The organism is Micrococcaceae bacterium Sec5.7, from assembly GCA_039636785.1.
Taxonomy (GTDB): Bacteria; Actinomycetota; Actinomycetes; order Actinomycetales; family Micrococcaceae; genus Arthrobacter.
This window is the reverse complement of the sequence record CP144169.1, coordinates 752,511-765,733: the sequence shown is the minus strand read 5'-3', so window position 1 is coordinate 765,733 and position 13,223 is coordinate 752,511. Positions and strand designations below refer to the sequence as shown.

12 protein-coding genes and 1 tRNA gene are annotated in these 13,223 nt (G+C 63.4%); 5 read left to right on the top strand and 8 right to left on the bottom strand.

Going from position 1 to position 13,223, the window contains the following annotated elements:
* Positions 1 to 3 precede the first annotated feature (3 nt).
* The 4 genes from V3C33_03505 to V3C33_03490 form a co-directional block, all read right to left on the bottom strand.
* Positions 4 to 1,572, bottom strand: a complete 1,569-nt coding sequence (locus V3C33_03505; GenBank protein XAS68401.1) for a beta-N-acetylhexosaminidase — start codon at positions 1,570 to 1,572, stop codon at positions 4 to 6.
* Positions 1,573 to 1,651: 79 nt separating this feature from the next.
* A complete protein-coding gene (gene ugpC, locus V3C33_03500; GenBank protein XAS68400.1) occupies positions 1,652 to 2,734 on the bottom strand; it encodes a sn-glycerol-3-phosphate ABC transporter ATP-binding protein UgpC in 1,083 nt (360 codons plus the stop codon).
* Between the two features lie 230 nt (positions 2,735 to 2,964).
* Positions 2,965 to 3,810 (bottom strand): trehalose-phosphatase, encoded by an 846-nt coding sequence (gene otsB / locus V3C33_03495; GenBank protein ID XAS68399.1) that lies wholly within the window; start codon positions 3,808 to 3,810, stop codon positions 2,965 to 2,967.
* The gene (locus V3C33_03490; protein XAS68398.1) at positions 3,800 to 5,305 is read right to left on the bottom strand and encodes a trehalose-6-phosphate synthase; all 1,506 of its coding nucleotides are present in this window, start codon (positions 5,303 to 5,305) and stop codon (positions 3,800 to 3,802) included. The genes otsB and V3C33_03490 overlap by 11 nt, the downstream gene beginning before the upstream one ends.
* Before the next feature lie 181 nt (positions 5,306 to 5,486).
* Between V3C33_03490 and V3C33_03485 the strand changes: the two genes are divergently transcribed.
* The gene (locus V3C33_03485) at positions 5,487 to 6,383 is read left to right on the top strand and encodes a DsbA family protein (protein ID XAS68397.1); all 897 of its coding nucleotides are present in this window, start codon (positions 5,487 to 5,489) and stop codon (positions 6,381 to 6,383) included.
* 137 nt (positions 6,384 to 6,520) lie between these two features.
* Positions 6,521 to 6,594 (top strand) — tRNA-Thr (locus tag V3C33_03480).
* A 100-nt stretch (positions 6,595 to 6,694) separates the two neighbouring features.
* Here the strand turns inward: V3C33_03480 and V3C33_03475 are convergent.
* On the bottom strand, positions 6,695 to 7,294 hold the full coding sequence (locus tag V3C33_03475; protein ID XAS68396.1) for a UPF0158 family protein: 600 nt from the start codon (positions 7,292 to 7,294) through the stop codon (positions 6,695 to 6,697).
* Positions 7,295 to 7,386: 92 nt separating this feature from the next.
* On the opposite strand from V3C33_03475, the gene V3C33_03470 reads away from it, so the two are divergent.
* Both V3C33_03470 and V3C33_03465 read left to right on the top strand, forming a co-directional pair.
* On the top strand, positions 7,387 to 7,689 hold the full coding sequence (locus tag V3C33_03470; protein XAS68395.1) for a DUF4193 domain-containing protein: 303 nt from the start codon (positions 7,387 to 7,389) through the stop codon (positions 7,687 to 7,689).
* A gap of 419 nt (positions 7,690 to 8,108) precedes the next feature.
* A complete protein-coding gene (locus tag V3C33_03465; protein XAS68394.1) occupies positions 8,109 to 8,654 on the top strand; it encodes a hypothetical protein in 546 nt (181 codons plus the stop codon).
* Between the two features lie 96 nt (positions 8,655 to 8,750).
* Here the strand turns inward: V3C33_03465 and V3C33_03460 are convergent, their stop codons facing one another.
* Genes V3C33_03460 through V3C33_03450 form a run of 3 tightly spaced genes read right to left on the bottom strand, consistent with a single transcriptional unit; the run spans position 8,751 to position 12,402 of the window.
* Entirely contained in the window at positions 8,751 to 10,298 is a 1,548-nt protein-coding gene (locus tag V3C33_03460; protein ID XAS68393.1) for an APC family permease, read from the bottom strand.
* On the bottom strand, positions 10,295 to 11,335 hold the full coding sequence (locus V3C33_03455; protein ID XAS68392.1) for an agmatine deiminase family protein: 1,041 nt from the start codon (positions 11,333 to 11,335) through the stop codon (positions 10,295 to 10,297). The genes V3C33_03460 and V3C33_03455 overlap by 4 nt, the downstream gene beginning before the upstream one ends.
* Positions 11,332 to 12,402 carry a nitrilase-related carbon-nitrogen hydrolase gene (locus tag V3C33_03450; GenBank protein ID XAS68391.1) on the bottom strand — a complete coding sequence of 357 codons (1,071 nt, stop codon included), beginning with the start codon at positions 12,400 to 12,402 and terminating at the stop codon, positions 11,332 to 11,334. Before V3C33_03450 ends, V3C33_03455 begins: the two co-directional genes overlap by 4 nt.
* 316 nt (positions 12,403 to 12,718) lie before the next feature.
* Between V3C33_03450 and V3C33_03445 the strand changes: the two genes are divergently transcribed.
* Positions 12,719 to 13,198 carry a DNA starvation/stationary phase protection protein gene (locus tag V3C33_03445; protein ID XAS68390.1) on the top strand — a complete coding sequence of 160 codons (480 nt, stop codon included), beginning with the start codon at positions 12,719 to 12,721 and terminating at the stop codon, positions 13,196 to 13,198.
* Positions 13,199 to 13,223 lie beyond the last annotated feature (25 nt).

The following is a 13,223-nucleotide window of genomic DNA, read 5'->3' as shown; positions in this document are numbered from 1 at the left end:
TCCTCAACTGCCCGCCGAAATGGCGGGAAACGCTGACGGCGGGACGGCCTGCCAATCGATGCCGGGAGAGGGGTGGAACGAAACTCCCTGGCGGTCAAGCCTGGCACCGGCCTCGCCCAGCCTCCGGGCAAAATCCGCGGTATCGCGCAGTTCCTGCGGCGTCCACCCGACCTCGGCCAGCGAGATGACCCTCGGATAGATCAGCCAGTCGGCCTGGCCGCCGCTGCGCACTGTCTCGGTCCACAAGGGCCCCTCGACGCCGAGAAGCTGGTCCTCTGAAATGCCCTGCTGGGCCGGGTTCCAGTCATAGTATTCAGCCCAGGTGAATGGTCCGCCCTCCACCCAGCTCAGGCCGATGGGGCTGGCCGCGTCATACTTCTGGTCCAGGTACGTGGTGGCCGCAGGGGACATCAGTATTTTGGCGCCGGCCTCGCGGGCCTTTGTCAGCGTAGGGGCAATGTCGCCGTGCCAGAACTGGACCACGGACCCTTCCGGGATGTCGACGTCGGCATATTCATTCCAGCCCACCGGCACCTTTCCGGCGTCCCTGGCCATGCGGCTGAATTCGGCAACCATATTGACGTAGTTGTCGTGGCCGGTCACGAGGGCCTCGTCGCCGCCCACGTGGAGGTAAGGGCCAGGTGTGATGGCCGCGAGCTGGCCCAGGACCTCCCGGACAAACTCGTAGGTGACGGGGTTGTCTGCGTCCAGCGTGGAGTAGCCCACCTCACCGCTGGTATTCATCGGCTTGGGGGCGCCGTCCGGGTTCAGTTGGGGGATGGCGGCCAGAGCGGCATTAACATGCCCGGGGAGATCGATTTCGGGCACCAGCAGCACGTTCTTGCGTGCTGCGTACTTCACCAGGTCCTGGAACTCCTGCTGGGTGTAGAAGCCCGTCAGCCCGGGGGAGAGCCCCACCCCCGGCGCATCGACGGCGCCGGTGCCGCCCAGCCGGGTGAGGTTTCCATAGTCCAGCCCGGAAGGATTGATGGCTGGGTTGTGGATCTCGATCCGCCAGGCCTGGTCATCGGTAAGGTGCAGGTGGAGTGCGTTGAGCTTGAACTGGCTCATGGTGTCGATCTGGCGCTTGATCTCATCCACGTTGAGGAAGCTCCGGGCGACGTCCAGCATAAGTCCGCGGTAGGGCAGGCGCGGCGAGTCCGTGACGGCGAAAGCCCCTATGACCCACGCTGCGTCGACCGGAGCCAGGCTTTCGACGGCAGCCGGGAACAGCTGGCGGAGAGTCTGTACGCCGTTGAACAACCCGGCCGACGTTCCGGACCTGATGCGGACCCCGTCGTCACCGGACGTCAGCGAATAGCCTTCGTCGCCCGGGTCAGAGGGCTCCAGCGCAAAAACAATATCGCCGTGAGAGCCGCAGTCGATTCCGGCCGCGCCCACGATCGGCAACGCAAAGCCCGTGCTGCGGCGAAGGATGAGTGCCAGTTCCTCGGCAGCGATCCGGCCTTCTTCGCCAGCGACGATCCGCGAATCGACCGTTAGCGTGAAATCTCCGCCGCCGTTCCGGAGAAACTTCGACGGTCGGGGAATCAGTGTGTTTGCCTGAGGCACGTGGCTCCTTGAATGAGGTTTAACGCCAACGGCGGCCCGTCCAGTAGTGGAGGGCCGCCGTCGGTTGCTTACCGGGGAACTAGTCGCCCAGGCGCAGGCCGGTCTTGGTGTCGAACAGGTGCACGTGGCCCGACTGCGGACGGACAAAAATGGTTTCGCCCTTCATCGGGGGGCGGCGGCCGTCGACGCGTGCCACGATGTCGTGGCTCTTGCCGTCCAGCGTGGTGTGGCCGTAGACGTAGGCGTCGGCACCGAGCTCTTCGACCACGTCAACTTCAACTTCCAGGCCTTCTCCGGCGGAGACCGTCTCGAGGTCTTCGGGGCGGGAGCCCAGGGTGACCGTCTTGCCGTGCGCCTCTTCGAGGACATTGCGCGGTACCGGGTAAACGGTGCCGCCGAACTGGACACCGCCGTCGACAACCGGCAGTTCCAGCAGGTTCATGGCGGGGGAGCCGATGAAGCCCGCAACGAAAACGTTCTTGGGCCTGTCGTAGAGGTTGCGAGGGGTGTCCACCTGCATCAGCAGTCCGTCCTTGAGGACAGCAACGCGGTCACCCATGGTCATGGCCTCGACCTGGTCGTGGGTCACGTAGACGGTGGTGACGCCAAGACGGCGGGTCAGCGAGGCAATCTGGGTACGGGTCTGGACACGGAGCTTGGCATCCAGGTTGGAGAGCGGCTCATCCATGAGGAACACCTGCGGGTTACGGACGATGGCGCGGCCCATGGCGACACGCTGGCGCTGGCCACCGGAGAGTGCCTTCGGCTTGCGGTCCAGGTATGGCTCGAGGTCCAGGAGCTTGGCGGCTTCACGGACGCGCTCGGCGCGCTCTTCCTTGTTGACGCCGGCAATCTTCAGAGCGAAGCCCATGTTGTCTGCGACAGTCATGTGCGGGTACAGGGCGTAGTTCTGGAAAACCATGGCGATGTCGCGGTCCTTGGGAGGAACGTCGGTGACATCGCGGTCGCCGATCAGGATACGGCCGGCGTTGACATCCTCAAGACCTGCAAGCATTCGCAGGGAGGTGGACTTGCCGCAACCGGAGGGTCCAACGAGGACCAGGAACTCGCCATCGGCGACTTCAATGCTGAGCTTGTCAACAGCGGGCTTCTCTGTGCCCGGGTACAGACGCGTAGCGTTATCAAAAGTAACTGTAGCCACAGTTATCAATCCCTTCACCGGCAGGTACGTGCCGGACGATCCGTTGTGAATGGTTATGTATTCAGTTGTGTAGAGCGTTCATACTCCCCGGCCGAAGCCGAGGAGTATCGCGTGATGCCGCACGGTTCTTGTGCGCCACATCACAAACAGAGTATGTCAGATTTATGGCGGAACCGCGAAAATGTTACAGACGTCACATGTGAGGTGCGCAACGCGGGCGACTTTTGATGCTAGTCCGAGCCCGGCTCCGCAACGACACGGGTGCGCTCCCGGAGGAGAGCCTCCAGGAGCTCGGCGACGTGGACCGGCGCCTCGACCCTGAACTGGGCCTGCGTGAAGTCAAGCCCCACCTTGACTCCCACATCGCCCTGAACGAGCCGTCCCAGGGCATCCTCGTCCGTTGTGTCGTCCCCGGCGAAGATCACCGCCGTGGCATCAGTGGCCTGGCGGAGAAAATCAACGCCTTCGCCCTTCGAGGCATTGACCACGGAGGCTTCCAGCACCCGCTTGCCGTTCTTCAGGAACACCCCTTTGCGGTCCTGAAGCGCGGCACGTGCAGCGGCCACGGCGTCTTCGGCAACGTCGTCGTCAGCCAGGCGCGTGTGCAGGACCACGCCGGCGGGCTTGTCCTCCAGGAGGGTGCCCGGGGCCAGCTCAACGACGTCTTCAAGAACCCTGCGGACGTCTGCCAGCAGCTCCTGTCGCTCCTGGTCAAGGGTCAGCTGGGAGGATCCGGGGCCAAGCCAGGCTTCGGCACCATGGCTGCCGATCAGCAGCGTTTCGGGTGGGGGCGCGGCGACCGCCCGCAGACTGGCGAGGGCGCGTCCCGAGATGAGTGCCGTCGTCGTGCGTGGAAGCGCCGCCAGGGCGGCAAAAGCCGCGGCTGAGCGGGGGAGGGGGCGGGCGTCGTCTGCGCGGTCCACGAGCGGCGAAATGGTGCCGTCGAAGTCCATGGCCACCAACAGTTGCTCGGTGCCGGCTATCCGGCGCACCGCGTCGAGCAGCTCCGGGGAAAGCGTCAGGGGTGTCCCGGCAGAGGAATCGGGGACGTCGGGGCGCGGGGCGTCAGGAGTCATCGCGGATCACCTTTTCGTTGAGCGCCGCCAGGAAATCCGCAGACCAATGATCGACGTCGTGGTCCAGGATCTGCTTGCGCATGGACCGCATACGGCGGCCGGCCTCCTTGGGGGGCATGGTGACGGCCCGCATGATGGTGTCCTTGAGCCCGTCAATGTCATGCGGATTCATCAGGAGTGCCTGCTTGAGCTGGTCAGCGGCGCCGGCGAACTCACTGAGCACCAGTGCGCCGTCGTTGCCTGTCCGGGCCGTTACGTATTCCTTGGCCACGAGGTTCATGCCATCGCGCAGGGCGGTGACGAGCATGACGTCGGCGGCGAGATACAGCGCCACCATTTCCTCGACGGGATAGCTGTGGTGGAGGTAGCGGACGGCCGTGTTCTGGATGGTGTCGTAGGTTCCATTGATATGGCCCACTGTTCCTTCCACTTCCTCGCGGAGCAGGCGGTATTGCTCTACGCGTTCGCGGCTGGGGCTGGCCACCTGGATCAGGGTGGCGTCCTCCACTTTGAGCTTGCCTTCGTTGAGGAGTTCCTCGTACGCCTTGAGCCGGTGGCGGATGCCCTTGGTGTAATCCAGCCTGTCAACGCCAAGCAAGATGGTCTTGGGGTCTCCGAGGTCCTGGCGTATCTGGCGGGACCTTTCGATGATCTCCGGCTTTTGGGCCAGTTCGCTGATCTGCTCGACGTCAATGGAGATAGGAAATGCCTGGGCGCGGGCGATGTGCGTGACTTCGCCGTAGGGCCCCTTGACGTGGACCTGCTGCTTTTTGACGCTTGCGCCCAGGAAGCGTTTGGCCGAGCGCATGAAGTTTCCCGCATCGCTGGGGCGTTGGAAGCCCAAAAGGTCTGCCCCGAGGAGGCCGTCGATGATGGATTGGCGCCACGGAAGCTGGGCGAAGATCTCCGGCGGCGGAAAGGGGATGTGGTTGAAAAACCCGATCCGCAGGTCCGGCCGCGCTTCGCGCAGCATCCGCGGCACCAGCTGAAGCTGGTAGTCCTGGACCCACACGGTGGCCCCTTCGTCAGCATGGCGAACGACGGCGTCGGCGAACCTCTTGTTGACCCTGCGGTAGGCGTCCCACCAGGTTCTGTGGAACTCGGGCGGGGCGATGACGTCGTGATAAAGGGGCCACAGCGTGGCGTTGGAAAATCCTTCGTAAAAAAGCTCGACGTCGTCATTGCTCAGCTGGACCGGTATCAGGGCCATCCCGCCGTGGCTGAACGGCCTGACGGTCTCATCCGGGGCACCATGCCACCCCACCCACGCACCGTCTGATTTGGTCATCATCGGGGCGAGCGCAGTGACCAGTCCGCCCGGTGAGCGGCGCCAGCCGTCCGAGCCGTCATCGCCGTTCTCGCCCGGGGCACAGCGGTCAACGGGCAGGCGGTTGGACACCACCATAAAGTCGTACTTTGTGGCGGCGGAGCGGCTGCGTGGTGCAGATCCGTTTTCACCCGTGGCGCTGGGTTGTTCGCGTTCCGGTCGTTGCATTGCGGCCCCCTGGGGTTGCTTGTGGCTCTCAGCCCACCCTAACGGGACGGAATCTTCCGTGCTATTCGTCCGTTGGGCATGCTGGAGGAAACTTGAAATCGCAAGCTCCCAGATTTCTCCCCTAAAATGGGTGGGGTTGCCACTGAGTGGTCCGCACCACGTCGATCGACACGAGGAACAGATGAGCCCCGCAAACGAAGTCCGCAAGTCCAAAGCAGAGCGAACCGCGGAGGCCCGTGAGAAAGCCCGCGAGATCCGAGAAGCGCAGCTGAAGAAGGACAAGCGCAACAAGCTGCTCATCGGCTGGGGCATCGTTGTGGCCGTGGTGGCCATCCTCGCGATCGTGGCACTTGTTGTCACTTCCAGTCTCAAAAACAATGCCCCGATTGCAGATCAGGGGTCCACCCCGGCGAACGGCAACGTCAACGGTGGCGTTACCCTGCTGGCAAATACCGAGGTGGCCAAGTCGGACCCCGCAACCGTGAACGTTGCCGACCTGCCGTCTGCCCCGGCAACTGCCCCGGCTGAAGTTGTTGCCCCGGGTGCAGCGGCTGAGGCAGGCAAGCCGGTGAAGGTTGTCCTTTACATCGACTTCATCTGCCCGGTCTGCAAGGACTTCGAGACGAAGTACAACGAGACCATGACCAAGCTCCGCAACGAGGGCAAGATCTCCGTGGAATACCGGCCGCTTGGCTTCCTGGACTCCCGCTCCACCACCAACTATTCCTCCCGTGCTGCCAACGCGGCCGCCTGCGTGGTGAACGAATCGCCGGAGAAGTATTCGGACTTCGTGAACGCACTTTTCGACAAGCAGCCAGCTGAAGGCAGCGCAGGGCTCTCCGACAACGAGCTGAAGAAGATGGCCACCGATGTAGGAGCGAAGAACACCGACACGTGCGTGGATGAGAAAACGTACCGCCCCTATGTGAAGTACGCCACCCAACAGGCGTCCGTGGTGGGCGTAACCGGAACACCCACAGTTTTTGTGGAAGGCAAGCAGTGGGGCAAGGGCGACAGCGCCAAGACTCCGTTCCCGGAATTCCTGCAGGCGGCAGTCGACGCCAAGGCCAAGGGCTAGCCACAGCCGCCTCCCAATTCGACGGCCCGGTCCGGGGACACTCCGGGGCCGGGCCGCCGTTTTTACCAGCAGGGCGTACGTGGGCTAACCTTATCTAGCGCCGTTTCGGCGTCTGCCGGTTCCATGAGGCAGGGCATGCCTCCTTAGCTCAGTTGGCCAGAGCACCGCTCTTGTAAAGCGGGGGTCGTCGGTTCGAATCCGACAGGAGGCTCCGGGAAAAACCGCTCCAGCACCGGGAAGTAGCTAGGCGCTGGGGCGGTTTTCTTATCCACAGTCGACCATCTCGACTAGCGGACGGGCCAACGTCGGCGCTACTGCTCCAGCGCCTTCTCCGCCTCGTTGCCGTCCACCACGCCGACGTCGACGAGCCATTCGATGGCACGTCGACGCATGGTCCGGTCATGGAAGGCAAACCACCCTTCGCGCAGTTCAGGGAATTCCAGAAGCGTGTCCTTGAAGTGCCGGAAGGGCCTCTGGCGCTCGATCGCCCGCGAGAGCAGGTCCCTGGCCTGTGCGTCGTCGACACCCGCGATGAAATCTTCCATGTCGCTGTAGCTTTCGTGCGAGCTCACCGGCTCAACCCTGATGGCACCGCGTTCTTCGAGATCCTCGTCGGATTCGTCGGATTCATCTGCGGTGCCCGAGACCCAGAAGCCGATCTCACCTGTCTGCGGGTCAAGCCACCAGAACGTATCGCCGTCGGTCCGATACTCAAGTGCGACACCAAGTGACTCCAGATCGATAGCGTCCAGACTGAGCCTGATTGGTCCTCCGGCAGTGTAGTGGAATGCTGACCATCCGGTCACTTTGGCCCGGATTACGCCCGTCTTTTGCCCGAAGCGGCGCCAGGATGCGTTGCCTCGAAGGCTGTCATACTCTTGCCGCGCGTCGTCGTAAAATGTCTGGTTCAACACACTATTCTCCAACTACCTGCATAATGACCTAAACTGCTTCACTGAGGTGCCTGAAATGGCGCTGCGCAGCAACGAAAGTGAACCACGCTATGGCTACCGATTACGACGCCCCACGCAAGACAGAAGAAGAGTCTCCCGCTGAATCGCTGGAGGCCCTTCAGGCGTCCCGCGGCGGTGGCGCCCAGACCGCTGTTATCGACGTCGACGAGAACGATACTGCTGAAGGCATTGACCTTCCCGGTGCGGATCTCTCAGGCGAAGAACTGACGGTCATTGTTGTTCCCGAGCAGTCGGATGAATTCACCTGCTCGTCCTGCTTCCTGGTCCGCCACCGGTCCCAGGTTGCCAAGGAAAAGAACGGACTGAAGTTCTGCCGCGACTGTGAAGGCTAAACAGCCCCAAACGCGCCCTAACTTCACAGCATGGCACCATCAGGCGCCGGTCACCCTCTGAGGACGGCCGGCGCCTATGCGTGTCCCGCTTCAAACGGTCCGCACCCGCATGACCGGCTCGGGCCACCAACGCTTATGCGGGCCAGGGCCGTCCACGCCACACAGAGCCTGACGACGGCCCTCCACGCCACGCAGAGCCTGGCCAGCCGCCGTGGCGACACCGTTATCCGGCATAACGGCAATGTGCAGGAAAGGCACCGAAACGGCCACGCCGGGCCGAAATGACGCCGCAGAATCACGCCGCTGTGACCGTTGGCCGGTCAGATTAACGGTTGCGTGGCGAAGCAGCCACAACCCTCGTTTTACGGAATTTCCGCTCCTAGGCTTGAGCTATCCAATCACTCGAGGGGGTGGCCAAAATGAAAAAAATTCAAGTATGGCTGGCAGCTATTCTGATGGCTGTCGGACTAGGTCTTCTGGCTCCGGGGCCCGCCTCGGCTGCCTCATACTGCGGACTTGTGTGGGGGTCGCTGAAGGAGTCCAACGCGACCATGAGTTCCGCATCCGTCACCAACGTCAGGACGGGGCAGCACTACTGCTTCGACCGCCTGGTGATTGATCTGAACGGACCGGCCAAGGGGTACACGGTCCGCTACGTTGCAACTGCGACCCAGGATGGTTCCGGCCTTCCGATCAGGCTGCGGGGCGGGGCGTTTCTCCAGGTGACAGTCAATGCGCCGTCCTACGACGCCAAGGGCAATGCAACATACAAGCCGGCGAACAAGAACGAGCTTGCCAACGTGGCCGGCTACCAGACGTTCCGCCAGGTTGCCTCCGCTGGGAGCTTTGAGGGCTACACCAGCATGGGTCTGGGCGTCCGGGCACGGTTGCCGTTCCAGGTATTCACCCTGGCAGGACCCGGCGCAGGATCGCGGCTGGTCATCGACGTGGCCCACTTCTGGTGAGCCGCTGAACTGAACACAACAAAAGCCCTGGCCGGAAAGTTCTCCGGGCCAGGGCTTTGTTGTGTTGCTCGTCCAGCTGGTAGCGTCCAGCCGCGGTTATTCCGGGACCACCAGCGCGGGGGTGTCCTGGCGGAGAGTTTCGCCGCGGAAGAAGCCGGGCCGCAGGCGTGCCATGATCAGCATGAACACAGCGCCGGAGGCCAGGATCCCGATGCCGAGGACAAACACGAGTCCCACACCGAAGATCTCCGAACCGCTGCCGAATTCAGGCGCCCAGCTGTCCACGGCCGTCTGCAGGAACACCACAAACAAGCCGACTCCGCCCAGGAGCGGGCATACAAGGCGCAGCACCACGTTCCGTGCACTGCTGAAGACGCTGTTGCGGAAGTACCAGACGCACGCCAATGCGGTCAGGCCGTAGTAGAAGCAGATCATCAGGCCCAGCGCCAGGATGGTGTCGTTCAGGACATTTTCGCTGATCACGTGCATCACGGCGTAGAAGCCGGCAGAGACGACGCCTGCGGCAACGGTGGCGAATCCCGGCGTCGAAAACTTCTTGCTGATGCTGCTGAACCGCTTCGGCATGGCACCGTAGTGGGCCATGGCCAGCAGGCTCCGCGACGGCGACATGAAGGTGGACTGCAGCGATGCAGCGGAACTCGACAGCACGGCCAGGGACATCAAAATTGCGAACGGGCCCATGACCGGGGATGCCAGCGCGGTGAACAGGTTCGATTGGTTCTCCTCATTCGTCAGGCCGATTCCGGTGTCCCCGACGCCGGCGAACATCATGGTGGCGATGGTCACCACCAGGTAGATGCCCAGGACCACAACGGCGGTCAGGGTGCCTGCCAGCCCCGCGGTCTTCTTGCCGTTGGAGGTTTCCTCGTTGACGGTGAGGCAAACGTCCCAGCCCCAGTACACAAAGATGGACAGCGAGATGCCGGCCGCAATCTGGCCGAAGGTCTCGATCTTGGTGATGTCGAACCACTCCCAGCTGAACGGGATGGCGGTCTCGGAGGTGGACCAGTTGGCGAACGCCATGGCCACAAAGAGCCCTAGCACCAGCAGCTGGAAGCCCACCAGCCCGTACTGCACGATCTTGGTGGTGTGCAGTCCGCGGTAGCTGACCCAGACGGCCAGCGCCACGAAGACCAAGCAGGTGAGAACGTTCAGCGGCTTGTTGGCCGCCAGATCGGCGAGTTCGGTGTTGCCCGTCAGCTGCGCCAGGAACAGGTAGAAGAAGTCCACCGCCACGCCGGCCAGGTTGGAGAGCACAATGATGTTCGCGGCGAGGAGTCCCCAGCCGCCCATCCAGCCCACCCAGGGGCCGAAGGCCTTGGTGACCCACGTGAACGTGGTGCCGCTGTCCGGTGAGTCCGCGTTGAGCTCGCGGTAGGCCAGCGAGACCAGGATCATCGGGATGAAGCCGATCAGGAAGATCACCGGCAGCTGAAGCCCGGCTTCGTTGACCGTGGGGCCGAGTGCGCTGGTGAGCGTATAGGCCGGGGCAATGGTGGAAATACCAAGGACGACAACGGCGAGCAGCCCCAGTTGCCCGCCTTTCAGTCCCTTGCCGGTAATGCCGTGCGCGGTGCCGGGGAGATCGGCGGAGCCGCGTTGGTTCTGAACGGATTGACTCATGTCAGGCCTTTCTTGACGGCAGCAGGCTGCTGCTGCGTAATGCAGTGAATGCCGCCGCCCCGGGCAAAGAGTTCCCGTGCGTCAACACTGACAACACGGCGGCCGGGGTAGGCATCGGCGAGGACACGGAGTGCTTTCTCATCCATGGGGTCTGAGAAGCTGCAGGCGATGACGCCTCCGTTGACCACGAGGTGGTTGATGTAGCTGTAGTCCACAAACCCCTCGTCGTCCGTAATGGCCTCCGGGGCGGGAACTTCGATGATGTTCCAGTCCCGTCCGGCCGCGTCCTGGGTGGTGGACAGAAATTGGATGATTTCGCGGCTGATCTCGAAATCCGGGTGATCCGGGTTCTGCTGCGAGTGCACCAGGAGCGTTCCCGGCGACGGGATGGCCGCCACGATGTCCACGTGGCCCCGGGTGCCGAACTTTTCGGAGTCCCGGGTGAGGCCGCGTGGCAGCCAGATGACGTGAGTGGCCCCGATGGTGCGGGCCAGCTCCTGCTCGATGTCCGCCTTGACCAGTCCAGGGTTCCGGCCAGGATCCAGCTGCACGGTTTCGGTGACCAGCACGGTGCCCTCGCCGTCCACCTGGATGCCGCCGCCTTCGTTGACGATCCCTGAGGGGAGGTGCTGGGCGCCTGTGCGGGCCGAGATCTCCGCTGCGATCAGGGAGTCCTTGTCCCAGGCTGCCCAGTCCTGTCCGCCCCAGCCGTTGAAGATCCAGTCGACGGCGCCGAGCTGGCCGTGGTTGTCCAGCACGAACGAGGGCCCGATGTCCCGCATCCACGCATCGTTGAGTTCAGCGGTAAGAACCTCAACGTCAGGGTGCAGATAGCGGGCGGCGGTCTCGACGTCGTCGGGGGCCACCACCATGGTGACCGGCTCAAATTCGACGGCGGCATTGGCGACGGCGGCCCAGACAGAACGGGCGGCGTGTGCCTCTTCGTCGGTGTCGCCCAGGGTGTACCCGCCGGTGGGGAACGCCATCCAGATACGCTCCTGGGGTGCCGTTTCGGCGGGCATGCGCCAGGCCATCATGCGCGGGCGCCCTGGGCCTCGGCAAGCTCCGCCACCGGGGTGGCCGTGATTGAGCCAGTCCTGTTCCCCGAAGATTCTGAGCCGAACGGGGCGTTGTGGTCCACCGGATCAGTCAGCCGGGCGTAGGTGTCCGGGCGGCGCGTGGACAGAAACGGGAAGAGCGTCAGCCAGTCCTTGCGCTGGTCGAGGTCCAGATCCGCCACGAGAACAGCGGATTCCTCCCGCGGGGCCTGGACCAGGATCCGGCCGTAGGGATCGGAGATGAACGAGGAACCGTAGAAATTCAGCGTTCCTTCATTTCCCCAGCGGTTGGGGGCCACCATGAAAAGGCCGTTGGCGATGCCGTTGCCCACGATCACCTGCTGCCAGAGGGGCTGGGTGTCGAAATCGGGGTGGTCCGGCTCCGAACCGATCGCGGTGGGGTAGACGAGGATTTCCGCGCCGCCCAGGGAGTACAGGCGTGCGAGCTCGGGGAACCATTCGTCCCAGCAGGTGGGCATGCCCAGCCGCGCGCCGCCGAGCTCCGACGGTGCGTGGACCTCGTAGGCGTCATCCGTTGCCGGGCCCTGGCGGAAGAACTTGTCCTCGTAGTAGCCGGCAGTGACGGGGATATGCAGCTTGTGGGTGCGGGCCAGAAGCTCGCCCTCGGCTGAGACCAGGATGGAGGTGTTCAGGCCCAGTCCGTCGTCAGTGCCGTCCGGGTGTTCCGCCCGCTGGTAGAGGGAGGCATGGATGCAGATGCCGTGGCGGCGGGCGGCCTCGGCGGCGAACCGGAAAGTGGGGCCGGTCAGCAGATCTTCGGCGATGTCCGAGGGGCGGATGCTCACTGCCGGGTCGTTATCCGGCCGGGTGTCTGCCGGATAGCGGGAGAGGGTGAGTTCCGGAAGGAAGACAACAGTGGCTCCCAGGCGGGCGGCGCGTTCGATGCCGTCATTGAGTTCGGCGCGCACAGCAGCGGCCGTGGAGTGCCAGCGGTGTTGGACGACGCCGACACGCAGCGGAGTGCGGGTGGAAGGTTCAGTGCGGGCCAGGGAAGCTGGTGTTCCAAGGCAGGTAACTTCAATCATGGGGGCATGTTCTCCAGTGAGACGACCGTCACTAAATGAATGACGTTCATTTAGTATGGACGTGAACTGCCCCACTGTGCAAGAGGGTAATGAATTCAATTCGTTTGTTTTAATCGGGAGCCCTGAGCACCGGCAGCTATGAAGCGCTGATGTCCGCCCGCAACGGTACTTCCTGCTGTCCAGGACGGGCTGCGTGCAGGCGCCCGGGTGGGGTGCGTGCTCGCCGACGAACGGCTGCAGCACTTGCGCGCGGCCGTCGCGGAATGGCCGTCCTCTGCGGTAGCGTCGGATTCACTTGACCACCCGAGGAGGATTCATGAAAGCTTCACCGACCCTGACCAACAACCTGCAGGCCGTGCTCGCCGACCTGATCGAACTGCACATCCAGGGCAAGCAGGCACATTGGAACATTGTGGGGGCCAACTTCCGGGACCTTCACCTTCAGCTCGATGAAATCATTGACGCCGCGAGGCTCTTTGCCGATGACATGGCCGAGAGGATGCGCGCCCTGCACGCCTTGCCAGACGGAAGGAGCGCCACCGTTGCGAAAACCACCAGCCTGGCCCAGTTCCCTGATGGCCTGGTCAGTACCAAAGACGCGATCGACAGGATCGTCGCGGGGCTCGAGGCAGCGGTGGGCACCATGCGCAAGGTCCACGACGAAGTGGATGACGAAGACCCCACCACCGCGGATCTCCTCCACGCATTGATTGCCAAGCTTGAGCAGTTCGCCTGGTTGGTTGGCGCCGAGAACATGAAGGCCTCGGCCAGCGTCACCACGCCGGACAGTAAGTAGCTTTGACTTGAGCTGAGGTCTCATA

Bases quoted from the DNA above. Each gene is read 5' to 3' on its own strand.
- V3C33_03460 (XAS68393.1), bottom strand. From the start codon at position 10,298: ATGAGTCAATCCGTTCAGAACCAACGCGGCTCCGCCGATCTCCCCGGC.
- V3C33_03485 (XAS68397.1), top strand. From the start codon at position 5,487: ATGAGCCCCGCAAACGAAGTCCGCAAGTCCAAAGCAGAGCGAACCGCG.
- V3C33_03465 (XAS68394.1), top strand. From the start codon at position 8,109: ATGAAAAAAATTCAAGTATGGCTGGCAGCTATTCTGATGGCTGTCGGA.
- V3C33_03490 (XAS68398.1), bottom strand. From the start codon at position 5,305: ATGCAACGACCGGAACGCGAACAACCCAGCGCCACGGGTGAAAACGGA.
- V3C33_03455 (XAS68392.1), bottom strand. From the start codon at position 11,335: ATGATGGCCTGGCGCATGCCCGCCGAAACGGCACCCCAGGAGCGTATC.
- V3C33_03470 (XAS68395.1), top strand. From the start codon at position 7,387: ATGGCTACCGATTACGACGCCCCACGCAAGACAGAAGAAGAGTCTCCC.
- V3C33_03450 (XAS68391.1), bottom strand. From the start codon at position 12,402: ATGATTGAAGTTACCTGCCTTGGAACACCAGCTTCCCTGGCCCGCACT.
- otsB (XAS68399.1), bottom strand. From the start codon at position 3,810: ATGACTCCTGACGCCCCGCGCCCCGACGTCCCCGATTCCTCTGCCGGG.
- V3C33_03445 (XAS68390.1), top strand. From the start codon at position 12,719: ATGAAAGCTTCACCGACCCTGACCAACAACCTGCAGGCCGTGCTCGCC.